This is a genomic window from Oscillibacter hominis (genome assembly GCF_014334055.1).
GTDB lineage: Bacteria > Bacillota > Clostridia > Oscillospirales > Oscillospiraceae > Oscillibacter > Oscillibacter hominis.
On record NZ_CP060490.1, the window covers coordinates 1 to 26,618 of the forward strand.

Below are 26,618 nucleotides of genomic sequence, written 5' to 3' on the forward strand. Positions count from 1 at the left end.
AGGAGTACCATGCACCAGCGTATAGAGCACGATACCATGGGAGAGGTCCTGGTGGACGCCGACCGCCATTGGGGCGCCCAGACCCAGCGCAGCCTGGAGAACTTCCGCATCGGCACGGAGAAGATGCCCCGGGAGATTCTGACCGCGTTCGCGGCACTGAAGGAGGCCTGCGCCCGGGCCAACGCCGACTTTGGAAAGCTGAGTCGCCGGCAGGCGGATGCCATCGGGGCAGTGTGTGAGAAGCTGCGCGGGGGAGAGTATGAGGAGGAGTTCCCCCTTTCGGTCTGGCAGACCGGCAGCGGCACCCAGACCAATATGAACGTCAACGAGGTGATCGCCCACCTGGCCGCCGAGCAGGGGGTGGAACTCCACCCCAACGACCACGTGAACGCCTCCCAGAGCTCCAACGACACCTTCCCCTCGGCGCTGCACATTGCGTCGGCGCTGGCGGTGGTGGAGCAGGTGTTGCCGGCGGCCGGGAGGCTGGAGGAGACCTTTGCCCGGCTGGAGCGGGAAAATGGGGATGTGATCCGCATTGGCCGCACCCATTTGCAGGATGCCACGCCCCTGCGCTTTTCCCAGGAGATCTCCGGCTGGCGGGAACTGGTGGCGGCGCCCTGCCGGATGCTGAGGGCCGCCCTGCCGGAGCTCTGCGCCCTGGCCATCGGGGGCACGGCAGTGGGCACGGGGCTCAACGCGCCCAAGGGCTTCGACCGGGCGGTGTGCCGGGAGCTGAGCGGCCTGACCGGCGTGGAGTTCGTGCCGGATGAAAATAAGTTCCACGCCCTCACCAGCAAAGACGCCCTGACCTTTGCCCACGGCGCCCTGAAGGCCCTGGCGGCCAACCTGATGAAGATTGCCAACGACATCCGCTGGGAATCCAGCGGCCCCCGCTGCGGCATGGGGGAGATCCACATCCCGGAGAACGAGCCCGGTTCCTCCATCATGCCCGGCAAGGTGAATCCCACCCAGTGCGAGGCCGTGACCATGGTGGCGGTACAGGTCATGGGCAACGACGCGGCCATCGGCTTTGCCGCCTCCCAGGGCAATTTCCAGCTGAACGTTTTTTTGCCCGTGTGCGCCTATAACTTCCTCCAATCCGCCCGGCTGCTGGCCGACTGTATGGACTCCTTCCGCAAAAACTGTGTGGAGGGGATCACCGCCGACCGGGAGCAGATGGCTTACAACCTGAACAACTCCCTGATGCTGGTCACCTGCCTGACGCCGGAGATCGGCTATGAACAGGCGGCCCAGTGCGCCAAGAAGGCGCTGCGGGAGGGGATTACGCTGAAAGAGGCGGTGGTGTCCTTGGGACTACTCAGTGCCGAGGAATTTGACGAGGCCGTACGGCCGGAAAAGATGGTGTGATATGTTGGGACTGCGGCCGTATCAGATCGGCGACGCCGCCTATGTGGCCGGATGGGTGAGGGACCGGCGAACGCTGCTCCTGTGGTCGGGCCGGAGGTTTGCGGATGAGGAGCTTCCACTGAAGCCGGAGCGGTTCCACGGCCAGTACCTGGCACGGGCGGCGGAGCCGCTGTGGCCCATGACCGCCTTCGACGAGACCGGGACCCCGGTGGGCCATTTGAATCTGCGCTGGCCGGACGCCTCCGACCGGAGGACCGTGCGCATTGGGTTTGTCATTGTGGACGATGCCCTGCGCGGGCGGGGCGTGGGCCGGGAGATGGTGTCCATGGCCTGCCGCTACGCGCTGGACTATCTCAGGGCGGAGCGGGTGACGCTTGGGGTGTTCGCGGACAACCCTGCGGCCCTCCGCTGCTATGAGTCCATCGGATTTGAGCGGGTCGGCGAGAGCGAGTATCCCATTGGGGAGGAGCGCCTCCCGGGGATTGAACTGGAATTGAGAACATGAGAAAGGAAAGCCGCCGAAGGCGGCGGGTGATGAAATGGACTATGGGAGAGAATCACTGAAGAAGCACTATGAGTGGAAGGGGAAGCTGGAGGTAGCGCCGCGGGCGGCGGTGGACAGCCGGGAGGCGCTGTCGCTGGCCTATACGCCTGGGGTGGCGGCGCCCTGTTTGGAGATAGAGAAGGACGTGGAGAAGAGTTATGAGCTGACCCGGCGGTGGAACACGGTGGCCGTGGTCACGGACGGGTCAGCCGTGCTGGGGCTGGGCGACATCGGGCCGGAGGCGGGCATGCCGGTGATGGAGGGCAAGTGCGTCCTCTTCAAGGCCTTTGGTGGCGTGGACGCCATCCCGCTGTGCATCAGGAGCCAGAAGGTGGAGGAGATCGTCAACACGGTGGCGCTGCTTGCCGGCTCCTTCGGCGGCGTGAACCTGGAGGACATCTCCGCGCCCCGGTGCTTTGAGATCGAGGAAAAGCTGAAGGAGCGCTGCGACATCCCCATCTTCCACGACGACCAGCACGGCACCGCGGTGATCACGCTGGCGGGCCTGAGCAACGCGCTGAAGGTGGTGGGGAAGAAGAAGGAGTCGGTCCGGGTGGTCATCAACGGCGCCGGCGCGGCCGCGGTCTCCATCGCGCGGCTGCTGCTCAGCGCTGGCTATGGGGACATTACCCTCTGCGACCGACGCGGTGCGATCTATGAGGGCCGGGAGCAGGGGATGAACTGGATCAAGGAGGAGGTGTCCCGCCACACCAACCGGTCAAGGCGCGCCGGCTCCCTTGCGGAGACGCTGGCGGGGGCGGACGTGTTCATCGGCGTGTCCGCGCCGGGCATGGTCACACGGGAGATGGTGCGGACGATGAACCGGGACGCCATCGTGTTTGCCTGCGCCAACCCCACGCCGGAGATTTATCCCGACGAGGCCAAGGCCGGGGGCGCGGCGGTGACGGCCACCGGGCGCAGCGACTACCCCAACCAGATCAACAATGTGCTGGCGTTCCCGGGCATCTTCCGGGGTGCGCTGGACGCACGGGCCAGCGACATCAACGACGCAATGAAGATCGCGGCGGCCACCGCCCTGGCCGGCCTCATCGAGGAGGACCGGCTCTGCGCCGACTATATCATCCCCGCCGCCTTTGACCCCCGGGTCAAGGGGGCTGTGGCGGCCGCCGTGGCCCAGGCCGCCCGCGACTCCGGCGTGGCAAGGATTTAATCAGAGAAATCGTGAAAGATTTATACAATTGCGTTTGAACTGCGCCCGCTGTTCCCCGCTGGAGTTCCTTGGCGTTTGCCCCTGCATAAAAATGAATTAGATGAACTATACAGAAAAGAGTGCATATCGATTGGAGATATGCACTCTTTTCTATGATCAGCGTAAAAATATGCAAAATTATCCAGTCAAGCCCCAAAACATTGTGCAAATTGCGTATTGCATATTTATACATTACAGACGTATAATTCAAACATCATCAAACACGGAACAAAAACGGAGGCAATTGATATGAGCAAGAAAGAGATCAAAAAGATCGTCCTGGCCTATTCCGGCGGCCTGGATACTTCCATTATCATTCCCTGGCTGAAGGAAAACTACAACAATCCTGAGATCATCGCCGTGGCGGCCGACGTGGGCCAGGGCGACGAGCTGGAGGGCCTGGAGGAGAAGGCCATCAAGACCGGCGCCTCCAAGCTGTACATCGCGGACCTGGTGGACGAGATGGTGGACGACGTCATCATCCCCTCCCTGAAGATGGGCGCCAGCTATGAGCAGTATCTCTTGGGCACCGCCTTTGCCCGCCCCATCATCGGCAAGAAGCTGGTGGAGATCGCCAAGCAGGAGAACGCCGACGCCATTGCCCACGGCTGCACCGGAAAGGGCAACGACCAGGTCCGTTTCGAACTGGCCATCAAGCGCTTCGCGCCGGAGATGACCATCATCGCCCCCTGGAGAACCTGGGACATCAAGAGCCGTGACGAGGAGATCGACTACGCCGAGGCCCACAACGTCCCCCTGAAGATCAACCGCGAGACCAACTATTCCAAGGACAAGAACCTGTGGCACCTGAGCCACGAGGGCCTGGACCTGGAGGACCCCGCCAACGAGCCCCAGTATGAGAAGAAGGGCTTTTTGGAGATGGGCGTCAGCCCCGTCGACGCGCCCGACCAGCCCACCTATGTGACCATTGATTTTGAAAAGGGCGCGCCCGTTGCCCTGGATGGCCAGAAGATGAAGGGCAGCGACATCATCCGCAAGCTGAACCAGCTGGGCGGCGAGAACGGCATCGGCCTTCTGGACATCGTGGAGAACCGTCTGGTGGGCATGAAGGACCGCGGTGTCTATGAGACACCGGGCGGCACCATCCTCTATCACGCCCATCAGGCGCTGGAGATGATCACCGTGGACAAGGACACCGCCCACATGAAGACCAAGCTGGCCGTGGATTTCGCGGACCTCATTTACAACGGCAAGTGGTTCAGCCCCCTGCGGGAGGCCCTGAGCGCCTTTGCTGACAAGACCCAGGAGTATGTGACCGGCTCCGTGAAGCTGAAGCTTTACAAGGGCAACATCATCAATGCCGGCATCACTTCTCCTCACAGCCTCTACTCCGAGCAGCTGGTGACCTTCGGCGAGAGCGACTACGACCAGGGCCAGGCAACCGGCTTCATCAACCTCTGGGGTCTGCCCGACACGGTCCAGGCGCTGCGGGAGCAGGGCAAGCTGTAAAAAACGCCTCTTCGCGCGGAGTATCCGCAATTCAAACCACTGCTCGAAAACGGCGGGACGGCCTCCCGCCGTTTTCCCAGTTAAGGAGAACCGATATGAAACTTTGGTCCGGCCGGTTCGGCAAGGAGACCAACGAGTTGGTCAACGATTTCAACGCATCCATTCAATTTGACTCCCGGCTCTACCGGGAGGACATCCAGGGCAGTTTGGCCCACGCCAAGATGTTGGGAGACTGCGGCGTCATCTCCAAAGAGGACGTGGCCGCCATCACCGCGGGGCTTCAGTCCATCTTAGAGGACATTGAGCAGGGCAGGGTGGAGTTTACCGCCGACAACGAGGACATCCACATGAATGTGGAGGCCCTGCTGACAAAGCGCATCGGCGACGCGGGCAAACGGCTCCACACCGCCCGCAGCCGCAACGACCAGGTGGCGGTGGACTTCCGCATGTACGTCCGCCGGGAGATTCCGGTGATGGTACGGCAGGTGCTGGAGCTCCAGAGCGTGCTGTGCCGCCAGGCTAAGCATCACCAGGCCACGGTGATGCCCGGCTACACCCACCTCCAGCGGGCCCAGCCCATCTCCTTTGCCCAGCATCTGATGGCCTACGCCAACATGCTCTGCCGGGATGTGACGCGGCTGGAGGACTGCGCAAAGCGGCTCAACGAATGCCCGTTGGGCTCCGGCGCCCTGGCGGGCACCACCTATCCCATCGACCGGTGGGAGACGGCCCGGGAGCTGGGGTTTGACGCGCCCATGTCCAACTCCCTGGACGGCGTCAGCGACCGGGACTACGCCCTGGAGCTGCTGAGCGCCCTGTCCATCCTGATGATGCATCTCAGCCGCTTCTCCGAGGAGGTGATCCTCTGGTGCAGCTGGGAATTCAAGTTCATTGAGCTGGACGACGCCTACGCCACCGGCTCCTCCATCATGCCCCAGAAGAAGAACCCGGACGTGGCGGAGCTGGTCCGGGGCAAGACCGGCCGCGTCTACGGCGACCTGATGGGCCTTCTGACGGTGATGAAGGGCATCCCACTGGCCTACAACAAGGACATGCAGGAGGACAAGGAGCCGGTGTTCGACGCCATCGACACGGTGGAAATGTGCGTCCCGGTGTTTGCCGCCATGCTGGACACCATGCGGGTGATTCCGGAGAACATGCGCGCCGCCGCCGGCCACGGCTTCATCAACGCCACCGACTGCGCCGATTACCTCACCAAAAAGGGGATGCCCTTCCGGGACGCCTATACCGTCACCGGCCGTCTGGTGGCCTACTGCGGCCAAAGCGGGAAGACCCTGGAGCAGCTGACCCTGGAGGAACTGCGTCAGGTGTCCGGGCTGTTTGAGGACGACGTGTACCAGGCCCTGAGCCTGGAGGCCTGCATGGGCCAGAGAAGCAGCTACGGCGGCCCCGCCGTCAGCGAGACCAGCCGCCAGATCGCAGCGGTGGAGGAGTTCATCGCAGCACGCCAATAGAGAAAGAGGGAGACCATGACACAAAAACACTTTTTAAAGCTTTTGGACTTTACTCCAGCTGAAATCCAGGAGTTTTTGGATACCGCCGCAGAGCTGAAGGCCAAAAAGAAGGCTGGCGTTCCCCACCGTATGCTGGAGGGGAAGAACGTGGCGCTGATCTTTGAGAAGACCTCCACCCGCACCCGCTGCGCCTTTGAGGTGGCGGCCCAGGACCTGGGCATGGGCAGCACCTATCTGGGGCCCACCGGCTCCCAGATCGGCGTGAAGGAGTCCATGGCCGACACTGCCCGGGTATTGGGCCGTATGTTCGACGGCATCGAGTACCGCGGCTTTGAGCAGTCCAAGGTGGAGGAACTGGCCCAGTACGCCGGTGTGCCGGTGTTCAACGGCCTGACCAACGAGTTCCACCCCACCCAGATCCTGGCGGACTTTTTGACCATCCAGGAGCACTTTGGCAAGCTCCGGGGCATCAAGCTGGTGTACATGGGCGACGCCAGGTACAACATGGGCAATTCCCTGATGGTGGGCTGCGCCAAGATGGGGATGCACTTTGTGGCCTGCGCGCCCAAAAAGTACTTTCCGGACCAGGCGCTGATCGACACCTGCCAGGCTGTAGCGTCCCAGACCGGTGCCAAGCTGGAGTTCGTGGAGGACCCCATGGAGGCCACCAGGGGCGCACATGTGATCTACACCGACGTGTGGGTCTCCATGGGAGAGCCGGTGGAGGTCTGGGCGGAGCGCATCGCCGACCTGGGGCCCTACCAGGTGACCCAGGTCCTCATGGACAACGCCGGGCCCCAGTGCCGGTTCATGCACTGCCTGCCCGCTTACCACGACCACAAGACCACGGTTGGCCGGGAGATGGGGGAGAAGTTCGGCCGGGACGCCATGGAGGTCACCGACGAGGTCTTTGAGTCCCCTGCCTCCATTGTCTTTGACGAGGCGGAAAACCGCATGCACACCATCAAGGCCGTCATGGCCCTGCTGATGAAATGACTCTGTGAGGGGCCAGCCCTCCGTTTTTGATGAGGGAACCGGCTGCCGCTTACGCGGCAGCCGGTTCCATTTTTGCAGGGTTCAGGCGCAGAAGACGATGCGCACAGCGGCCTGCTCTTTTGCGTAAACGATTGGCTCTTGTGAGAATCACCATAGAATGAAAAAAGAATTGTGCGATTGAGAGAAAACGACGGATTTCAATTGACAAGAAAACGTCCAATTTGGTATGGTTATACAACAAAAGGAACTGGAAACGTTTCCGGTAACGTTACCAACGGTGGTGAGGCAAATGACAATCAAAGACATTGCCGCGCTGTGCGGCGTGTCCGTCAGCACGGTATCCCGGGTGCTGAACAACCATCCGGACGTCAGCGCGCAGGTGCGCTCCCGGGTGATGGAGGTGGTCCAGGCCAACCACTACATCCCAAGCAACAGTGCAAGGGATTTGGTGCGCACCCGCTCGGACGCCATTGGGCTGGTGGTCCGGGGCACGGCCAACCCCTTTTTCGCAGAGGTTCTCAAGACCATGGAGGCCAAAGTCACCGAGGCGGGGTACACCATGGTGCTCCACCAGATCGGCACCTGCGGCGACGAGCTCCAGGCCGGGGCCATGCTGGAGCGGGACAAAAAGCTGCGGGGCCTGCTGCTTTTGGGCGGGCGGTCCGACTACACGAAAGACGATGTGGCCGCGCTGAATGTACCCTTTGTCTGCTGCACCTACGACAACAGCTATGGGACGTTAGGGGAGGAGGAGTACTCCTCCGTGTCCATTGACGATGAGCAGGAGGCCTGCCGGGCGGTGAAAAGCTTGATCGGGAAAGGGCACCGGCGGATCGCCGCTCTCATTTCGGCCCGGAATGACCGCTCCATCAGCGAGCTGCGCTATGGCGGCTACCGCCGGGCGCTTAAGGAGGCGGGCATTGCGCTGGACGAGACGCTGGTGGAGGAGACGGGCAGCTTCCAGATGCCGGAGGCCTATGAGGCCATGGAGCGCCTGCTTCGAAGAACCGGAGAGTTCACGGCCCTCTTTGCTATTTCCGACGCCATGGCCGTGGCTGCCATCAAGGCCCTGGATGACGCGGGGCGCCGGGTGCCGGAGGACTGCTCCGTCATGGCCATCGACGGCATCACCATGTCGGCCTACACCCTGCCGACCCTCAGCACGCTCATCCAGCCAGCAGATCAGATTGCCGCCGAAGCGGTGCGCATCTTGGTGGACCGGATCGAGGGCCGTGCCGCCGGCCGTCACGTGCAGGTGGACACGATTCTGCGCCCCGGGCGTTCTGTTTGTGTCAAGCAGGAATAAAATTGGTTTTTACATCGCAAGATGTGAAAATAGAAAAAAGAAAATGAGGAGATGTCCCTATGAAAAGAATGTTCACTCTCTTGCTGGCATTGGCCCTGTGTGCTTCTTTGCTGGCTGGCTGCGGCAATTCCGGCGGCAGTTCCAGCGGCTCCGGCAGCGGTTCCGGTTCCAGCTCCGGCGCGGCCTCGGGCGGCGAGGTCTACTACCTGAACTTCAAGCCTGAGCAGGATGGAGACTGGAAGGCCCTGGCGAAGGCCTACACCGAGGAGACCGGCGTGCCTGTCACCGTGGTAACCGCAGCCTCCGGTGACTATGAGACCACGCTGATGGCCGAGATGGGCAAGTCCGAGGCGCCCACCCTCTTCCAGGTCAACGGCCCCGTGGGTCTGAAGAACTGGCAGGATTACTGCTATGACCTGTCCGACACGGCCATCTACGGCGAGCTGACCAGTGACGACTTTGCCCTCAAGGGCGAGGACGGCAGCGGCGTTTACGGCATTGCCTATGTCATCGAGACCTACGGCATCATCTGCAACAAGGCCCTGCTGGAGCAGGCTGGCTACTCCGTGGAGGACATCACCAATTTTGAGTCTTTGAAGAAGGTGGCTGAGGACATCACCGCCCGCAAGGGTGAGCTGGGCTTCTCCGCCTTCACCTCCGCCGGCATGGACGGCAGCTCCGACTGGCGTTTCAAGACACACCTGGCCAACCTGCCCATCTACTATGAGTATGAGAACGAGGGCATCCACGCTGAAGCCATCCAGGGCACCTACCTGGACAACTACAAGGCCATTTGGGACCTCTATATCAACAATGCCACCTGCGCCCCCAGTGAGCTCTCCGCCAAGACCGGCGACGACGCGGTGGCTGAGTTTGTGGGCGGCCAGGCCGTGTTCTATCAGAACGGCACCTGGGCCTACAACGACGTGAAGGACCTGGGCGATGAGAACCTGGATATGCTGCCCATCTATATCGGCGTGGACGGCGAGGAGGACCAGGGCCTTTGCACCGGCTCCGAGAACTACTGGTGCGTCAATAAGGATGCCGCCCCTGAGGACATCCAGGCCACGCTGGACTTCCTCTACTGGGTGGTGACCTCTGAGACCGGAACCACCAGCCTGGCCGACGACATGGGCTTCGTCTGCCCCTTCAAGTCCGCCAAGCCCTCCGCCAACTATCTGGTGGGCATTGCCGATCAGTATATCGCCGACGGCAAGAAGTCCGTGGACTGGTGCTTCCCCACCATGCCTTCTGAGGAGTGGAAGAACGGCGTCGGCAGCGCCCTGACCGCCTATGCCGCCGGAACCGGCACCTGGGACGCTGTGGTGACCGCCTTTGTGGACGGCTGGGCTTCTGAATACCAGCTGGCCAACGGCTAAGTACGGATTCCATGGGGGAGCGGTTTTCGCTCCCCCATTTTCCCCTGCCGCTTGGTGAAGCGGCGCAAAATCTCCGCAACCGGAGGGAGAAGCATGGAAAAAGCATTAAAGAGATACTTCCCGATTTTTGTCCTGCCCACGCTGGCCGCTTTTATTGTGGGGTTCATCGTCCCATTCGGCCAGGGGCTCTACCTGTCCTTCTGCAAGTTCACCACCGTCAACAACGCCTCGTGGGTGGGCTGGGGCAACTATGAAAAGGCCCTGACGGACGCCACCTTTTCCCACGCCTTCTGGTTCACCGTGGGCTTTGCCGTGGTTGCCACCGTGCTCATCAACGTGCTGGCCTTTCTGATCGCCCTGGTGCTGACCCGGAACATCCGGGGCACCAACCTCTTCCGCACGGTGTTTTTCATGCCGAACCTCATCGGCGGCATTGTGCTTGGCTATATCTGGCAGATCCTGCTCAACGGCGTGCTGAGCCAGCTGGCCCAACCCCTACTGGCGCTGAACTCCACCGCGGGCTACTGGGGGCTCATCCTCCTCATGTGCTGGCAGCAGATCGGCTATATGATGATCATCTATATCGCCGGGCTCCAGAATGTGCCGCCGGAGCTGATGGAGGCGGCCTCCATTGACGGCGCCACGCCCTGGCAGACGCTGTGGCGGGTGAAGCTGCCCATGGTCATGCCCTCCGTCACCATCTGTCTCTTTCTGACCATCACCAACTCCTTCAAGCTCTTTGACCAGAACCTGTCCCTCACCGCCGGCGAACCCGCCCACGCCACGGAGATGCTGGCGCTGAACATCTACTATACCTTCTACTCCCGCTCCGGCCCCATGTGGAAGGGCATCGGCCAGGCCAAGGCCGTGATTTTCTTCATCCTGGTGGTGGCCATCGCCCTGATCCAGCTTCGGGCCACCCGATCCAAGGAGGTGCAGCAATGACAAAGAGAAAAGGGTCCCTCTGGACGCTTCTTTTTACGGTGTTAGGCGCACTGTACCTGTATCCCATCATCATGGTGGTGCTCAACTCCTTCAAGGAGGAGACGGCCATCACCACCGCCGGAGCCTTTGAATTGCCCACGGCGGAGACCTTTGCCGGCCTCTCCAACTATGTCAATGCCATCGCCTCCAAGGGCTTTTTGCAGAGTTTTGGCTACAGCCTGTTCATCACCGTGTCCTCCGTGGCACTGATCCTGCTGTGCTGCTCCATGTGTGCCTGGTATATCACGCGGGTGAAGAGCCTCCTTTCCAAGGTGCTCTATTACCTGTGCGTCTTCTCCATGGTGGTGCCCTTCCAGATGGTGATGTTCACCCTCTCCTCCGTGGCGGATAAGCTGCACATCAACCTGCTGTTTTTCGATCTGCGCTTCAATACGCCCTGGACCATTTGCTTCATCTATCTGGGCTTCGGCGCGGGTCTGGCGGTATTCATGTTCTCCGGCTTCATGAAGTCCATCCCCCTGGAGATTGAGGAGGCGGCCATGATCGACGGCTGCAATCCCATCCAGACCTATTTCCACATTGTGTTCCCCATCCTGCGGCCCACCATGATTTCCGTGGGCGTGCTGGAGACCATGTGGGTATGGAACGACTACCTGCTGCCCACGCTGGTGCTGGACATCAAGAAATACCGCACCATCCCCATGCTGATCCAGTATTTCCGTGGCAGCTACGGCCGAGTGGAGATGGGCCCCATGATGGCCTCAATCGTGCTGACCATCATCCCGGTGGTCATTGTCTACCTGCTGGGCCAGAAGCATATCATCAAGGGCGTCGTGGCCGGCGCGGTGAAAGGATGAGCGGGATGGAAGAACCGATTCAGCGGCGCTGCGGCGTATTGCTGCCCATTTCCGCCCTGCCGTCCCCCTATGGTATCGGCACGCTGGGCCGGGCGGCCTACGAGTTCGCGGATCAGCTGAAGGCGGCGGGCCAGAGCTGCTGGCAGCTGCTGCCCGTGGGCCCCACCAGCTATGGAGACTCGCCGTATCAGAGCTTCTCCACCTACGCGGGCAACCCCTACTTCATCGACCTGGATATGCTTTGTGAAGAGGGACTTCTGGAGCGGCGGGAGGTGGAGTCCGTGGACTGGGGCGGCCGGCCGGACCGGGTGGACTATGCCGCCGTCTACGCCCACCGCTTTGACCTTCTGGCCAAGGCAGCGGAGCGGGGCTGGGAACGAGACTGCCGGGCAGTGGAATCCTTTGTGGAGGAGAACCGCCGGTGGCTGCCGGACTACGCGCTGTTTATGGCGGTGAAGCGCCACTTCGGCATGTCCGCCTGGACCGAGTGGGAAGAGGAGGACATCCGGCTCCACCGGAGCGAGGCGGTGGAGCGCTACCGCCGCCTCTTGTGGGAGGACGTGCGGCTCTTCACCTATGCCCAGTTCCTGTTTTTCCGCCAGTGGAACCGGCTCAGGGACTATGTCCACGGCCTTGGGCTGCAGGTCATCGGGGATCTGCCCATCTACGTGGCCATGGACTCCGCGGACGTCTGGGCGGAGCCAGAGTGGTTCCAACTGGATGAACACAACCGGCCCACGGCGGTGGCCGGCGTGCCCCCGGATTACTTCAGCGCCGAGGGGCAGCTGTGGGGCAACCCCCTTTACGATTGGGACGCCATGAAACAGGATGGCTTCGGCTGGTGGATCCGGCGGATGGAAGGGGCGGCCCGCCTCTTTGACGTGGTGCGCATCGACCATTTCCGGGGCCTGGAGAGCTATTGGGCAGTTCCGGCGGACGCCGTGACCGCCAAGGAGGGCCGATGGGTCAAAGGGCCGGGCATGGACCTGGTCGGGGTGCTCACCGGATGGTTCCCCCAGCTGAAGATCATCGCCGAGGACCTGGGCTTCCTGACACCGGAAGTCCATCGGCTGCTTCAGGACTCCGGATTGCCCGGGATGAAGGTGCTGGAGTTTGCTTTCGACTCCCGGGAGCCCTCCAACTACCTGCCCCACACCTATGTGCCCCACTGCGTCTGCTATGTGGGGACTCACGACAACGCCCCCGTGATGGCTTGGCGGGAAGAGGCGGAGGCGGACGATGTGGCCTATGCCAAGGAGTACCTTGGCCTCAATGAGGAGGAGGGCTTCGTCTGGGGCATTCTCCGCGGCGGGCTGGGCAGTGTGGCGGAATTGTTTGTGGCACAGATGCAGGACTACCTGGAGCTGGGCGCCGAGTCCAGAATGAACACACCGGGGGTCTTGGGCGGCAATTGGCAGTGGCGATTGTTGCCCGGCCAGTTCACCGATGGGCTGGCAAGGAAAATGGCCCGATACGCACGCATGTACGGCCGCGGCCCGATCGAGCCTGGCCAAGAGAAATAATCGAAATGGGAAGGGCAGCTCCTCTTTGAGGAGCTGCTCTTTTGTTTCCTGCTTTGGATACGATACAAATGGGCGCGCGCACGGCGGGGAAGGGGACAGCCGCTTTGGCCGGGGAGGGGCAGGGCGCATACACTGTATGGGGAGCCTTCCCCATTTCTCCCAGTTTGACTGGGTGCAAAGGAGCGAACCATTTGATGAATATTTATCGACAAGATAGATGCGACGAATCCTGCTGTATGCCTCCCTGCCCGCCGCAGCCGTCCTGCCCGCCGCCCTGCCCGCCTCAGCCCTGCTGCCCGATTCCGGGCCGCCCGGGTCCCACGGGTCCGACCGGACCAACAGGAAGCAGAGGCCCGACCGGCCCCACGGGTCCGACAGGCATCACCGGCCTTACCGGTTTCACAGGCGCAACAGGCCCGACTGGGCCCACTGGTGCCACCGGCGCCACCGGCCTTTCAGGCGCGACGGGCGCAACAGGCCCGACCGGGCCCACTGGCGCTACGGGCACTACCGGCCTTTCAGGCGCTACTGGCGCAACAGGCCCGACTGGGCCCACTGGCGCCACGGGCACTACCGGCTTTTCAGGTGCGACGGGTGCAACAGGCCCGACCGGCCCCACCGGTGCAACGGGCCCGACTGGCCCGACCGGGCCCACTGGTGCTACCGGGGCAACGGGTGCTACCGGCGCCACCGGTGTAGAAGGTGAGGCGGATACGGTTACTGTCCGCTACACCTATACGGGTGAGCCGGGGACGCCTGCCTCTGTGGTGGATGTGAGCGGATATCCCAACCATATTCTTGATTTTACCATTCCAAGAGGTGCCACCGGCGCTACCGGAGTCACGGGTGCCACTGGCGTTGCCGGAGATGCCGGTCCTACCGGCCCCACCGGCCCCACCGGCCCCACCGGCCCGACCGGACCTACAGGGCCCACCGGCGCCACCGGCCTTACTGGTTACACCGGAGCTACCGGCTCCACGGGTGCAACCGGCGTTGCCGGCCCGACGGGCGCCACCGGCCCCACCGGAGCCACCGGTGCCACCGGCCTCACTGGATTTACCGGCGCCACCGGAGCTACAGGTGCTACGGGCATTGCCGGCCCCGCTGGTCCGACCGGGCCAACTGGCCCCACGGGTCTTGCAGGAGTTACCGGCGTCACCGGCGCTACCGGAGTCACGGGTGCAACCGGCGCTACCGGCGTCACCGGCGCTACCGGCGTCACCGGCGCTACCGGCGCCACTGGGCCCACCGGCGCAACTGGGGTGGGCGTCACCGGCCCCACCGGCGCCACTGGGGTGGGCGTCACCGGCCCCACCGGCGCAACTGGCCCCACCGGCCCCCAAGGGCCTGCCGGTCACGGCTGCTGCCATGTGTGCTGCGCCTATGTGACCCACTACACGTGTGCAAAGGCGCTGACCGCCATCGACGGCACCAGAGGCAGGGTGGATCACAACATCCCGCTTCCGCATTGTGCATCCTCCATTGCGGTCAATTCCAAAACCGGCTACGCATATGTCAATGGTTTCCAGGATGATGTCGTTATGGTGCTGGATATGGCGACGGATGAAGTGGTTGCATCGGTCTCTATGAGTTCCCCGAGTCATCTGGCTGTCAATCCCAATACGAACAGGGTGTATATTCCCAACAAGCAGCGGGACGCGGTTTCTGTGCTGGACGGAGTGACAAACCGGGTGATGGGGACGGTTGCACTGCCGGCTGGCAGCATACCCATGAAAGCGGCCGTCAATCCTTCTACCAATAGAATCTATTGCATCGGCAAGCAGAATCTCTATGTGATCGACGGCCGGACGAATACGCTGGTCGATACGGTCTCCATTTCCTGTCCTACCGATCTTGCTGTCAACCCCTGTACCAACATGGTTTATGTCACGGCCGCCAATAGCATGCTGTACGCAGTCGAGGGGGCCTGCAACAGGGTTACCGACACGTTGGCTGACGCATTTTGCGGAGTGCCTCTTGCCCTGGCGGTGGATCCGGATACAAACACGATCTATGTGACGACAAGTGTTCACTTTGGCCTGTACCGCATCAGCGGCAATACCCTCCAGGTGCTCGATGTGCAGTCCCTGGCGGCGGAAGCGCGGGATTTAGCGGTTGATTGCTGTTCGGGACTTTTGTATATTGTCCTGGAGCATGCGGAAAAGGTGCTCCTCTATGATATGAGATGCGGAGTAGTCACGCGGATCATTCCGGTTGACTGCCCCTACGCCGTCGCAGCATTCGCAATGCAGGATTAAAGAGAGACAGACTTCCAGGGACAGGCGGGGCTTCCCCGCCTGTCCTTTCCAAAGTCTGGCCCAAAGAGGAAGGAGTCGCTATGATTACCATCAGCCTTTGCATGATCGTAAAGAATGAAGAGAATACCCTGCCCCGCTGCCTGGACTCTGTCGGAGATGCAGTGGACGAGATCGTGGTGGTGGATACGGGCAGCACCGACCGTACCAAAGAGAGGGCCCGGCAGTATACGGACCGGGTCTACGAATTTCCCTGGCGGGATGACTTTGCCGCCGCGCGGAACTTTGCCTTTGACATGGGGCAGATGGACTACCTTATGTGGCTCGACGGCGACGATGTGCTGCAGCCGGAGGACCGAATGGCGCTGATGCAGCTGAAGAAGGATCTGGAGCCGGACACGGACGTGGTGATGCTGCCCTATCACACGGCTTTTGACGCGTCCGGACGGCCCACCTTTTCCTACTACCGGGAGCGCCTTATCCGCCGGGGGGCGAAGCTGCGCTGGGAGGGGGCGGTCCACGAGGCCATTGCCCCGGCGGGAAAGGTCGTCTATGGGGAGGCCGCCGTCACCCACCGCAAGACCGGGCCCGGGGATCCAGACCGGAATCTCCGCATCTTGGAGGGCTTGATGGCAAAAGGGGAGAAGCTCACGCCCCGGGAGCGCTTTTACTATGGCCGGGAACTGACCTATCACCAGAGGGACCGGGAGGCCATCCGGGTGCTGAAAGAATTCCTGGAGAGCGGGGACGGCTGGGTGGAGAACAACATCCAGGCCAGCCGGGACCTTGCGGGATGCTATGAGCGGCTTGGGGAGCAGGAACTCCGGTTTCAAGCGCTGGCCTGCGGCCTGCGCTTTGGCCCGCCACGGGCGGAGAGCTGCTGTGAGTTGGGGCGGTTTTTCCTGGAGAGGGAGGAGTGGCCCAGCGCCGCCTACTGGTACGAGCGGGCCTTGGAGTGCCCAATGGAGGAGCACGGCGGCGGCTTTACCACCCCGGAGTGCTACGGCTATGTGCCCGCGCTGCAGCTTTGCGTATGCTGCTACCGAATGGGCGAGGTCGCACGGGCGGAGGCCTACAATGAGATGGCCTGCGGCATCAAGCCAGACAGTGAGCCCTGCCGGTATAACAGGGCCTTTTTTGACCGGTTGAAGGGAAGAGAACCTTCCGCCATGTAAAAAAAGACAGCTCCGGATAGGAGCTGTCTTTTCCATAGCCGCTTTCAGCCGCTTACACCGTTTTTCCGGCTTTTTTCGCTGCATTGTGACGGATGGGCTTCCACTCCACCCGGCGCACAAGGGCCACCAGGGAGATGGGGACATAGGTCAGCATGAAGAGGGGGAACGTGAAGAGATAGACAATCTTCTGCACCGGCTTGGCCTTAATGGCATTCCATTCGCTGAGAACCGTGAGGCCGCCGCACAGCAGCATGCCCAAATAGAAGTTCCCCAGCAGGAAGACCACTGTGTGAACCACCTCCTGAATGACCCAGCGGGTCAGGAAGTGGGGCAGGGATAAAGAGGCGGCGACGATGACTCCATTGAAGAGAATGAGGCCCACATTGAGCAGCATGGCCGGTGCAATGGTCATCAGCATGTCATAGCAGGAAAATCCGCGGCGCCCGCCGTAAAAGATTCCCCGCAGCAGCGCCCAGCCGTACTTTGCGTCCACCTGATAAAATCCCTTGGACCAGCGCAGCCGCTGATCCCAGGACTGGCGCATGGTGACGGGCTGCTCATCATAGACCATGGCGCGGCCGCAGTAGCCGATCCGGAGGCCGCGGGCGGCGCAGTCCACAGAGAACTGGATATCCTCCGTCAGCAGGTGGAAGGGCCAGCCCTTGTTTTCCCGGATCAGGCGGTCGGAGACCAAAAAGCCGGTGCCGGAGATGGCGCAGTTCAGCCCAAGGGCACAGCGGACGGCGTTGAGGAACCGGGCCTCCCGCAAGAACCAGATGGAGTATCCGGCGGAAATCCAACAGCTGCCGAAGTTCTTGGAATTGCGGTAACTGGTGAGAGCGTCGTATTTGCCGGAATCAAAGGTGCGGTTCATCTCCACCACAAAATCAGGGTCCACCAGATTGTCGGCGTCAAAGACAAAGTAGCCGTCGTAGTCCCGCCGCTCCCGGCACAGCCGGGCAAAAAACCAGTCCAGGGCATATCCCTTGCCCACCTCCGTGCGGTTGGAGCGCCGGTATACGATGGCGCCGGCAGCCTCGGCCACCTCGGCGGTGCGGTCTGTGCAGTTGTCAGCCACTATGTAGATGTCCAGCAGCTCCGATGGATAGTGCTGGGCCTTCAGGCTGGCGATCAGATCGCCGATCACATTTTCCTCGTTCCGGGCGGAGACCACCGCCGCGTATTTATGGAGCCTTGCCTGGGGGCGGGCCTCTTTTCGCCGGCGCAGCCACAGGCCGATCAGGGTATACACGGCCTGATAGGCGTAGACAATCCCCAAAAAGAAAATGATCGACTCATTCAGGTGTCTTACGAAACGCAGCATTCTTATAAATTCCTTTCTTCCAATCAGCGCTCTTCCATCCCCACAAATCGGATTTATTATAGGCCGATCTGTGAAATAATCAAGGCACATTGTGACGAAAATGATATAATATGAGTGCTGCAATTGTGCAATTATGACAAAACCCCCGCCGCCAGTAGAGCTGACGGCGGGGGTTCGTTTGATTATCCCAAGAGGTTCAGGAAGATGGTGATGATGCTTACATTGAAAAAGTCGATAAACAGGCTGCCCACCAGGGGAACCACAAAGTAAGCCTGGGGAGCAGGGCCGTACTTGTCCGTGACCGCCTGCATATTGGCCATGGCATTGGCCGTGGCGCCCATGCCAAAGCCGCAGAAGGCGGTGGTCATCACGGAGGATTCATAGTCCCGTCCCAGCAGGTTAAAGACCACAAAGTAGGCATAGATGGCCATGAGCACGGTCTGGGCCAGCAGAATGACGATCATGGGCAGCGCCAGCTCCGCCAGTTCCCAAAGCCGCAGCCCCATGAGAGCAAAGGACAGGAACAGGGAGAGGCATACGCTGCCGGTGATGGAGATTTCCTCATGGGGCATGTAGCCGCCGGTCGCGTCCCAAATGTTTCGCAGGATGGCGGCGGCCAGCATGGCACCGATGTAGGAGGGGAAGGTCATGAACTGATCCAAAAAGCCGGAGATCAGGGTGCCTGCGCCGGAGGCGATCCCCAGGAAAATGGCGGCCGCGGTGAACTTTTGGGTAGAGGTGAGGGCGGCGTGGCGGGTGTCCACACCCACGCCCTCCACTTCAGGCAGGTCCCCGGCGGATTCGATGTCCGCAGCGGTGGAGTGGAGATTGTTCTGGGCAATGCGGCGCCGGGCCAGAGGGCCGCCCAGCATGCTGCCTGAGAGCAGTCCGTAGGTGGCGGAAGCAATGGCCACCGTCTTGGCACCCACGACGCCCATTTTATCCAGCATGTCGCCCATGGAACCGGCGGTGCCGTGGCCGCCCACCATGGGGATGGAGCCCATGCACAGCCCCAGCCGGGAGTCCAGGTCGAAGGCCGTGGCCAGCCCCACGCCCAAAAGGTTTTGAAGCACCACCATCACAATGGCGATGCCCAGGAAGATGAAGACCTGTTTGCCGCCCCGTTTGAGCAGGCGGAATGAGGCGGTGAAGCCCACGCTGGTGAAGAAAATGGTCATAAAGAAATCCTGAAGCGTGGAGTCAAATACGACCTCTAACACGCCGGTGTTGCGCAGCAGCAGGTGGAGCAGCGCATAGATCAGGCCGCCCACCACCGGGGCGGGGATGCAGTATTTGCCCAGCAGGGGGACTTTCCGGATGAGAAAGCTGCCAAGGGTGTAGACCAGCGCGGCGATGGCCAGTCCCTGGAACAGGTTCAATTCAACAGTGAGCAATGGAGTACCTCCTTCGAGATCAGTCAGCCCGCGGACAGCGGGCCGTTGGCCGGAAAAAACATCCACCGTAAGGCCTTTGGCCGCGTGCTGCTCAAGTGCTCTGGTGGCCAGCCGGTGATTCCATGTGCGCGCGTGGATATCAGGATACAAAAACACACAAAACCTACAATAAATTAGCATGTTTTCACAAAAAAGTCAATGCATTTGTGAGAAATACTTATGGTTTCCGGACCAGACGAAAGGGCAGCCCCGGATGCCCGGAGCTGCCTCAGTTGCTTTCCGTATAGGAGTCCACCGGCCGCCACTTGAGGGCGGAGCCATTGCCGCAGAGGGTGGTTTTGACCGCATTGTCCAGCGCTTCCACACTGGAGAAGGTGATGGAGGCATCCGCCGGGCGCTTGCCGTCATAGCCGTAGGAGCGGTACCAGATCCCATCCACGGGATTGTAGAGCAGCGGCACGCTCCAGCGGCCGTTGACGACGCCATCCGTCTTTTGACGGGCAAAGAGCCAGATGTAGTCAAGGCGGTCCTCCGCGTTCTTTCCGGCCTCGGAGTAATAGGGCTCGATCTGATACTCCACCCCATCCACCGTCAGCGTGGGCCACTTGTTCCCGTTGGCCTCATAAAAATGGGTGCGCAGGGAGTCGTTGCGGTTGATCTCATTGGAGGGGACGCCCTCGGGGTTCAGAATGAAGTCCCGGAAGTCCTGAATGAGCCCCTGGCTCACCGCACTTTCCCCACCGCTGCCGCCGCCGTGGATGGAGCAGCTGACGCGGATTGTGTCTCCCACCTCCACGGTGACCGTACCGCCGGCCGGACAGATGGCCCCAAGGGAGTCCCTGATTCCGTCCGCCTGCTCCTGGGTCAGGCCGTCGATCACCTGGGCATACCGCAGCTGGCCCAGCAGGGTCTGGCGGTTGGTCTGACAGACGGCCTCCTTGGCCTGGTCGGACCGGGAGGCAAATGTGGGGATGGCAATGGCTGCCAAAACGGCAATAATGGCCACAACGATCAACATTTCCATCAGGGTAAAGCCGGCCCTGCCATCACGCTTTCTCCAAAACCGATGGGATACCTCCATCTCATCACCCCTTCCACGCGATTGAATGCCGTTTTTGTCATTATATCAGGAAGCGGCGGCGGGGTCAATTCAAATCGGGAGGCGGTCAGGGAAGGCTGCAGTCCGCCTGGCCGCCGCAGAGCATCTTGAGCCCGTGGGCCAGGGCGGGCAGCACAGCGCCTAAGTTTTCCCGGACGGCCTTGGGGCTGCCGGGCAGATTGACGATCAGCGTGCCGCCCCGGATGCCCGCCTGGGCCCGGGACAGCATGGCGTTGGGAGTGATCTGCATGGAGGCAAGGCGCATGGCCTCCGGGATGCCGGGGCACAGCCTTTCGCACACGGCCGCGGTGGCCTCGGGAGTCACGTCCCGGGGCGAAAAGCCGGTGCCGCCGGTGGTGAGCAGCAGCTGTACCTGGCCGCTGTCGCAGAGCTTGCGCAGGGCGGATTCGATCTGGGGCTGTTCGTCGGGCACCAGGCCCACGGAAGCCACGGCGTAGCCCGCTTCCTCCAGTATGGATCGGACCAAGGGGCCGGATAGGTCGGGGCGCTCGCCACGAAAGCCCCGGTCGCTGACCGTCAGCACGGCGGCGGTAAACATGAGACATTCCTCCTCATCGAAGTGTGAGCACGTGCTCCGGGGCGATGGAGACCCAGAGAAGGTCCCCGGCGGATAAGAGGCCTTTTTCCGCCTCCATGTGCAGCATCGGGCCCTCCGGCGCCGCGGAGAGGGGACGCAGGGTCAAAAGATCGGAAAAGGCCTCCGGGGCCGACTGCACCACCCGGCAGGCAAAGGCGTTTTCCATGCCTTCCCGGGACAGGCGCAGATGCTGCATCCGCAGCCCCAGGGCGGTTGTCTCCTGCGCTGCCGGCGCGGCACAGCGCAGGGAGATGCCCCACAGGGGGATTTGAACCTCCGTCCCCCGTGGGACGGCCCCCACCAGGTTTTCGCAGCCGGAGAGCCGGGCGGCGGAGACGGAGATGGGGTCGGCAAATAAATCCTCCATGGACCGTACGCCGGAGGCGGTTCCCGACTCCATGATGCAGACCTGGCGGCAGCTGCGGCAGGCCTCCCCCTGGTCGTGGGTCACCCAGACCGAAGGGGCGCAAAAGGCGTCCAGGGCGCAGCGTAGCTCCTCCTCCAGCTGACGGCGGAGGTAGAGGTCCAGGGCGGAGAGGGGTTCGTCCAGCAAAATGGCCTCCGGCTCCGAGGCCAGGATGCGGGCCAGGGCCGTGCGCTGCTGCTGGCCGCCGGAGATCTGGCGGGGCCGGTGCTCCGCCACGTCCTCAAGGTGGAAGCGGCGCAGCAGCTCCGCCGCCCGCTCTGCCCGCCGGCCCTTCTCTGCGGCCACGGCGATGTTCTGCCGCACCGTCATGTTGGGGAAGAGGGCGTACTGCTGAAAGAGATATCCCACCTTCCGCCTCTGAGGCGGGAGATCGATGTGTCTGGCGCTGTCAAAAAGGGTTCTGCCGTTCAGAACGATCTTCCCCTGGTCCGGCCGGAGGATTCCGGCGATGCAGCGCAGCGTGACGCTTTTGCCGCAGCCCGACGCGCCCAGCAGGGCAAGCGGCGAGTCCCCGGTTTCAAACCGGGCCTGGAGCTGGAAATCCCCCAGGCGCTTTTGGATGTCTACGCTCAGCATGTCACCGCCCTCCCTTCCGGCCCTGCCGGTCCCGGGACTCCAGCAGGTTGATGGCCAGCAGGAACACGGCGGAGATGGCGATATTCACCAGCACCCAGCGCAGGGCCGAGGCATCGTCGTTGGTGCGCCAGAACTGATAGACGGTGGTGGAGATGGTGGCGGTGCGGCCCGGGGTGTAGCCGGCGATCATGGAGGTGGCGCCGTATTCCCCCAACGCCCGGGCAAAGGCCAGCACCATGCCCGCCAGGATGCCCTGGCGGCAGCAGGGCATCCGGATGCGCCAGAAGATATAGGTGTTGGAGAGGCCCAGCGTCCGCCCGGCGTCGGAGAGGGTGGTGTCGAAGCCCTCGAAAGCGCCCCGGGCAGTGCGGTACATCAGCGGAAAGGAGACCGCCACCGTGGCAAAGACGGCGGACCACCAGGTCATCACCAGCCTGGTGCCGAAGGTTTCCAGCACCCAGGCACCGAACGGCCGCCGGGGCCCTAACAGCAACAGCAGCAGCCAGCCCACCACCGTGGGCGGCAGCACCAGGGGCAGCGTGAGAAGCACGTCCAGCGTGCCCTTCACCAGCCGGGGGAGCCTTGCGATGTAGTAGGCGGAAGATAGCCCTAAGAGAAAAACCACCGCCGTGGAGAGGGCGGCAATCCGCAGCGAGTTATAAAGTGGAAACCAGTCCAAAGGGGTGTCACCTCCGCAGTGATTTGGTTAGTCAGCCTTGCTGTCCGGCTTTCCTCCCACAAGAGAGCAGATTACTGCATCATTGTAAAACCCACGTGTTCGAAGACCTGGGCGCAGGGTTCGGCCTGCAGGTAGTCCAAAAACGCTTTTGCCGCATCGCTGTGGGAGCTGCCCTTCAGCACGGCCGCGGGATAGACCACCTGGCCGCACATCTCCGGCGTGGCCTCGTCCACCACCTCCAGGCCGGCGGAAAAGGCGTCGGTGGCATAGATGATGCCGCAGTCCACGGCGTTCTCCGCCACCTGGGTGGTGACCTCCTTCACGTTGGAGCCGTAGGTCAGCACCTGGGCGCTGTTCAGGGCGGCCTCGTCCAGGCCGTAGTAATCAAAGAGTTTCAGCGTGTACTGGCCCACCGGCACGTCGCTGTTGCCCATGGCCAGCAGGATGTCTCCGCTTTTGAGCAGCTCCGGCAGCTCATCAAAGCTCTCAATGCCCTTGGGGTTGCCCTCGGGCACGGTTAGGGTCACCTTGTTTTCCAGAAGGTCAATGCGGGTGGACGGGTCGATCAAGTCCAGGCCGTCGGGATTCTTCTCCGCGTCATTCTGCAAGGAGCCGTCTAACGCATTCATCTGGGCGGGGGAGGCGGAGAGGAAGAGGTCGCAGTCGGCCCCCTCCCTGATCTGCTTGAGCAGCGTGCCGGAGGAGTCGTAATTGGTGAGGATGGTGACGTTGGGCGCCTCCTCCCTGTAGAGCTGGATGATCTGGTCAAGGGTTTCAGTCAGGGAGGCTGCGGCAAATATGGTGAGTTTCACCTCCTCGGGTTGGGAGGAGGCACCGGCGCTTCCGGAGGAGCCGGCGGCCCCTCCGCCGCATGCGGCAAGAGAGAGGACAAGGGACAGGACAAGGAGCAGTAATATCCGCTTTTTCATGAAAAATCTTCCCTTCTAAGGAATGTGGATCAGGTAAACTGGGGAAAGATTCGCGGTACTCATATAAGGATAACGAGCCGGGAAGCAGGGCGCCGGAAGACCGGCGCCTCATTTGCCGAAGGGGCAGTTGGGCCAGCGGCAGGGCTTGCAGCCCAGGCACAGCCCTCCGTTGCCCAGGGCTACGATGTCCGCCCGGGTCACGCTGACGCCCGCCGCCACCCGGGGCAGGATCAGGTCAAAGACCGTGGCGCCGGCATACATGACGCAGCCGGGCAGGCCCATCACCGGAAGGCCGTCGTCGTAATAGCCCAGCAGGAACATGGCGCCCGGCAGCACCGGCGCGCCGTAGGTGACGATCCGTGCGCCGGAGGCGCGGATGGCGCCCGGCGTGTTGTCGTCCGGGTCCACGCTCATGCCGCCGGTGCAAAGCAGCAGGTCGATGTCCAGTGAGCGCATCTCGGCGATGGCCCCGGCCACCTGGTCCACCCCGTCGCCGGAGTTGACTTGGGCCACGGTTTCGATGCCGTAGGCCCTGAGCTTTTCCACCACCACGGGGGTGAACCGGTCCTCAATCAGGCCCTTTTTCACCTCGCTGCCAGTGGTGACCACAGCGGCCCGCTTCAGCTTGTAGGGCAGCAGCTCCAGCAAAGGGGTGCCGCCCGCGGCCGCCTCGGCGGCGCGGAGTGTTTCCTCAGCAATCACCAGGGGGATCACCCGGGTGCCGCAGAGCTTGTCGCCCCTGCGGACTGGCGTGTTGCCGTGACGGGTGGCCACCATGATTTCCTCCACGCTGTTGACATCATTCAGCCTTCGTTCATCCACCCGGAAGAGGCCGTCGTACGCGGCGGTGAGCTCGATCTTGCCCTCCTTCACCTCCGAGGGGATCATGCCCTCCCCGCGGCACAGGGCGGCCAGGCGCTCCGCCGCGTCGTTTTCGTGGACCATGCCCGGCGTCATCTCCCAGACGTACAGATGCTCCTTGCCCATGGAGAGGAGCACGGGGATGTCCTCCTCTGTCACCACGTGGCCCTTGCGGAACCGGGCATCCTTGTATTGGCCGGGGATGATCTGGGTCAGGTCATGGCACAGGACGTGGCCCACGGCCTTGCTGGTTTCAATCCGTTTCATATCCGTCCTCCAACCGCTCGATGATGTCGCCGGGGCGGACCGTGCCCTCCCGGCGGACGATGGCAAAGATGCCCTCCGTGGGCATGACGCATTTTCCCGCCGCCTTCTTGATGGCACAGTCGCCGTGGCACTCCTTGCCGATCTGGGTCACCTCCACCACCGTCTCCCCAATGCGCAGGCAGGTGCCCACCGGCAGGGTCTTGAGGCAGATGCCCCTGGTGTTGATGTTCTCGGCAAAGGCGCCCGGGGCCAGGTCCAGGCCCGGGCGGCGCATGGTGTCCACGCTCTCCTCCGTTAGGAGGCTGATCTGCCGGTGCCAGTCTCCGGCGTGGGCGTCGCCCACAATGCCGTGGCGCAGCTTCAGCTGAATTTCGGGGACCGGGTGCTTCTGCTCCCCCTTGCGAAGGCTGATGTTGACGGAAACCACCTGGGCCATGCTCATTCCTCCTCCTGTGCGCAGTAGTCCCCGCTTTTGCCCCCGGCCTTGCGCAGCAGGCGGATGGGACCGATGACCATGTCTTTCTGCATAGCCTTGCACATATCATAAATCGTCAGCGCGGCCGCCGAGACCGCGGTCAGCGCCTCCATCTCCACGCCGGTGACGCCATCGCAGGAGACGTCGGAGCGGATCACCACCCGGCAGGGGGATTCCTCCAGTGAAAAGGACAAATCCACGCCGGTGAGGGCAAGGGGGTGGCACATGGGGATCAGCTCCCAGCAGCGCTTGGCGGCCATGATCCCCGCCACCTGGGCCACGGCCAGTACATCGCCCTTTTTCACCGTGCCGGAGCGGATGCGCTCCAGCACCTCCGGGCTGACCGCCACCGCTCCGGCGGCGGATGCGGTCCGGTGGGTGACCTCCTTGCCGGTCACATCCACCATTCGGGAGCGGCCCTGGCCGTTGAAATGAGTCAAGTCTGACATTGCTATCCTCCAATCTCATTCATGCATCGGGGCGTTTCGCTGCCGTCCTCCGTCAGGTGATGGCGCTCCGGCTTGGAGGCAATGCCCCGGCGGATGGCCTCGCGGAGTGCCTCGCCGTGAAGCCCCCGCAGTTTGAGCTCCTGCCGGGAGTGGAGGCAGGCCTTCAGCCTCCCGTCGGCGGTGATGCGGATGCGGTCACAGCTGCTGCAGAACCGGTGGCTCATGGGCTCGATGAGGCCCACCGTACCGGCCCAGCCGGGCACCTGGAACCGCCGGGCCACCCCTGAGTCCTTCAGCGGGACCAGGCCGCTGAAACGGCGCAGCACCTCGTCGGCGGAGAGGAAACGGGAGCGCTCCCAGCCGGCGCAGGGGCCCATGGGCATCAGCTCGATGAACCGGACCTCCCAGGGATGGGTGCGGGTCAGCTCAATGAAGTCGGGGATTTCATCGTCGTTGACGCCGCCCATCAGCACCACGTTCAGCTTCAGGCGGGAAAACCCAGCCTCCTCCGCGGCCTGAATCCCATCCAGCACCTGTCCAAGGGAGCCCAGGCGGGTAATCTCCTGAAACCGCTGGGGCCGCAGGGTGTCCAGCGAGAGGTTCAGCCGGTCCGCGCCCGCGCGGCGCAAAGGCCCTGCCAGCTGGGGGAGGAGGCTCCCATTGGTGGTCAGGCACAGCTCCTCCAGGCCGTTCAGCTCTGAGAGCCCCTGGCAGATGTCCACAATCCCGCGCCTCACAAGGGGCTCGCCGCCGGTGAGGCGGATTTTCCGGATGCCGCAGGCGACTGCGGCATCGCCGATCTCCACGCATTCCTCCACGGAGAGGATTTCGCTGTGAGGCCGCTTTTCCACGCCTTCCGGAGCCATGCAGTACTGGCAGCGGTAGTTGCACAGGTCTGTCACCGACAGCCTGAGATACCGGATGTCCCGCATATGTCCGTCCTTCATTGAAATCTCCTCCTCCCACACGTTATTTTTTAAAAAGTATAACCCGCCAAAGCGGGAAAGTCAAGAAATTCACCGGCTGCGGGGCAACCG

At 62.4% G+C, this 26,618-nt stretch carries 24 protein-coding genes; 13 read left to right on the forward strand and 11 right to left on the reverse strand.

Going from position 1 to position 26,618, the window contains the following annotated elements; translation table 11 throughout:
- Positions 1-9: 9 nt before the first annotated feature.
- The 13 genes from fumC (at position 10) to H8790_RS00065 (ending at position 16,503) form a co-directional block, all read left to right on the forward strand.
- Positions 10-1,368 (forward strand): class II fumarate hydratase, encoded by a 1,359-nt coding sequence (gene fumC / locus H8790_RS00005; RefSeq protein ID WP_187333082.1) that lies wholly within the window; start codon positions 10-12, stop codon positions 1,366-1,368.
- A gap of 1 nt (position 1,369) precedes the next feature.
- Positions 1,370-1,873: a GNAT family N-acetyltransferase gene (locus tag H8790_RS00010; protein WP_187333083.1), complete on the forward strand. Its 504-nt coding sequence runs from the start codon at positions 1,370-1,372 to the stop codon at positions 1,871-1,873.
- 34 nt (positions 1,874-1,907) lie between these two features.
- Positions 1,908-3,083 (forward strand): NAD(P)-dependent malic enzyme, encoded by a 1,176-nt coding sequence (locus H8790_RS00015; protein WP_187333084.1) that lies wholly within the window; start codon positions 1,908-1,910, stop codon positions 3,081-3,083.
- 288 nt (positions 3,084-3,371) lie between these two features.
- A complete protein-coding gene (locus H8790_RS00020; RefSeq protein ID WP_187333085.1) occupies positions 3,372-4,592 on the forward strand; it encodes an argininosuccinate synthase in 1,221 nt (406 codons plus the stop codon).
- A 95-nt stretch (positions 4,593-4,687) separates the two neighbouring features.
- A complete protein-coding gene (argH, locus tag H8790_RS00025; RefSeq protein WP_187333086.1) occupies positions 4,688-6,067 on the forward strand; it encodes an argininosuccinate lyase in 1,380 nt (459 codons plus the stop codon).
- A 15-nt stretch (positions 6,068-6,082) separates the two neighbouring features.
- Positions 6,083-7,063 carry an ornithine carbamoyltransferase gene (gene argF / locus H8790_RS00030; RefSeq protein ID WP_187333087.1) on the forward strand — a complete coding sequence of 327 codons (981 nt, stop codon included), beginning with the start codon at positions 6,083-6,085 and terminating at the stop codon, positions 7,061-7,063.
- A gap of 289 nt (positions 7,064-7,352) precedes the next feature.
- The gene (locus H8790_RS00035; protein WP_187333088.1) at positions 7,353-8,369 is read left to right on the forward strand and encodes a LacI family DNA-binding transcriptional regulator; all 1,017 of its coding nucleotides are present in this window, start codon (positions 7,353-7,355) and stop codon (positions 8,367-8,369) included.
- 59 nt (positions 8,370-8,428) lie between these two features.
- Positions 8,429-9,748 (forward strand): ABC transporter substrate-binding protein, encoded by a 1,320-nt coding sequence (locus H8790_RS00040; protein WP_187333089.1) that lies wholly within the window; start codon positions 8,429-8,431, stop codon positions 9,746-9,748.
- Positions 9,749-9,841: 93 nt separating this feature from the next.
- On the forward strand, positions 9,842-10,693 hold the full coding sequence (locus H8790_RS00045; protein WP_187333090.1) for a carbohydrate ABC transporter permease: 852 nt from the start codon (positions 9,842-9,844) through the stop codon (positions 10,691-10,693).
- Positions 10,690-11,550 carry a carbohydrate ABC transporter permease gene (locus H8790_RS00050; protein WP_187333091.1) on the forward strand — a complete coding sequence of 287 codons (861 nt, stop codon included), beginning with the start codon at positions 10,690-10,692 and terminating at the stop codon, positions 11,548-11,550. Before H8790_RS00045 ends, H8790_RS00050 begins: the two co-directional genes overlap by 4 nt.
- Before the next feature lie 5 nt (positions 11,551-11,555).
- Positions 11,556-13,073, forward strand: coding sequence for a 4-alpha-glucanotransferase (gene malQ / locus H8790_RS00055; protein ID WP_207724193.1), 1,518 nt, complete (start codon positions 11,556-11,558; stop codon positions 13,071-13,073).
- A gap of 299 nt (positions 13,074-13,372) precedes the next feature.
- Positions 13,373-15,331: a hypothetical protein gene (locus H8790_RS14055; protein WP_449866955.1), complete on the forward strand. Its 1,959-nt coding sequence runs from the start codon at positions 13,373-13,375 to the stop codon at positions 15,329-15,331.
- Positions 15,332-15,411: 80 nt separating this feature from the next.
- Positions 15,412-16,503 (forward strand): tetratricopeptide repeat-containing glycosyltransferase family 2 protein, encoded by a 1,092-nt coding sequence (locus tag H8790_RS00065; protein ID WP_187333092.1) that lies wholly within the window; start codon positions 15,412-15,414, stop codon positions 16,501-16,503.
- A 52-nt stretch (positions 16,504-16,555) separates the two neighbouring features.
- Here the strand turns inward: H8790_RS00065 and H8790_RS00070 are convergent, their stop codons facing one another.
- The 11 genes from H8790_RS00070 to moaA all read right to left on the reverse strand — a co-directional run bounded on the left by H8790_RS00070 (position 16,556) and on the right by moaA (position 26,528).
- Positions 16,556-17,827 (reverse strand): glycosyltransferase family 2 protein, encoded by a 1,272-nt coding sequence (locus tag H8790_RS00070; RefSeq protein ID WP_187333093.1) that lies wholly within the window; start codon positions 17,825-17,827, stop codon positions 16,556-16,558.
- Between the two features lie 182 nt (positions 17,828-18,009).
- Positions 18,010-19,221 (reverse strand): sodium/glutamate symporter, encoded by a 1,212-nt coding sequence (gene gltS / locus H8790_RS00075; RefSeq protein WP_187333094.1) that lies wholly within the window; start codon positions 19,219-19,221, stop codon positions 18,010-18,012.
- A 268-nt stretch (positions 19,222-19,489) separates the two neighbouring features.
- Positions 19,490-20,302 carry a prepilin-type N-terminal cleavage/methylation domain-containing protein gene (locus H8790_RS00080; RefSeq protein ID WP_187333095.1) on the reverse strand — a complete coding sequence of 271 codons (813 nt, stop codon included), beginning with the start codon at positions 20,300-20,302 and terminating at the stop codon, positions 19,490-19,492.
- Positions 20,303-20,387: 85 nt separating this feature from the next.
- Positions 20,388-20,879 carry a MogA/MoaB family molybdenum cofactor biosynthesis protein gene (locus H8790_RS00085; protein ID WP_187333096.1) on the reverse strand — a complete coding sequence of 164 codons (492 nt, stop codon included), beginning with the start codon at positions 20,877-20,879 and terminating at the stop codon, positions 20,388-20,390.
- A 13-nt stretch (positions 20,880-20,892) separates the two neighbouring features.
- Positions 20,893-21,921 (reverse strand): sulfate/molybdate ABC transporter ATP-binding protein, encoded by a 1,029-nt coding sequence (locus H8790_RS00090; RefSeq protein WP_187333097.1) that lies wholly within the window; start codon positions 21,919-21,921, stop codon positions 20,893-20,895.
- Position 21,922: 1 nt separating this feature from the next.
- Positions 21,923-22,600: a molybdate ABC transporter permease subunit gene (gene modB / locus H8790_RS00095; protein ID WP_187333098.1), complete on the reverse strand. Its 678-nt coding sequence runs from the start codon at positions 22,598-22,600 to the stop codon at positions 21,923-21,925.
- 71 nt (positions 22,601-22,671) lie between these two features.
- Entirely contained in the window at positions 22,672-23,529 is an 858-nt protein-coding gene (gene modA / locus H8790_RS00100; RefSeq protein ID WP_187333099.1) for a molybdate ABC transporter substrate-binding protein, read from the reverse strand.
- A 108-nt stretch (positions 23,530-23,637) separates the two neighbouring features.
- The gene (locus tag H8790_RS00105) at positions 23,638-24,657 is read right to left on the reverse strand and encodes a molybdopterin-binding protein (protein ID WP_187333100.1); all 1,020 of its coding nucleotides are present in this window, start codon (positions 24,655-24,657) and stop codon (positions 23,638-23,640) included.
- Positions 24,644-25,093, reverse strand: coding sequence for an MOSC domain-containing protein (locus H8790_RS00110; RefSeq protein ID WP_187333101.1), 450 nt, complete (start codon positions 25,091-25,093; stop codon positions 24,644-24,646). Before H8790_RS00110 ends, H8790_RS00105 begins: the two co-directional genes overlap by 14 nt.
- 2 nt (positions 25,094-25,095) lie before the next feature.
- Complete coding sequence (gene moaC, locus H8790_RS00115) at positions 25,096-25,581, reverse strand: cyclic pyranopterin monophosphate synthase MoaC (protein WP_187333102.1); 486 nt, start codon at positions 25,579-25,581, stop codon at positions 25,096-25,098.
- A 2-nt stretch (positions 25,582-25,583) separates the two neighbouring features.
- Positions 25,584-26,528 (reverse strand): GTP 3',8-cyclase MoaA, encoded by a 945-nt coding sequence (gene moaA / locus H8790_RS00120; protein ID WP_187333103.1) that lies wholly within the window; start codon positions 26,526-26,528, stop codon positions 25,584-25,586.
- Positions 26,529-26,618: the final 90 nt, after the last annotated feature.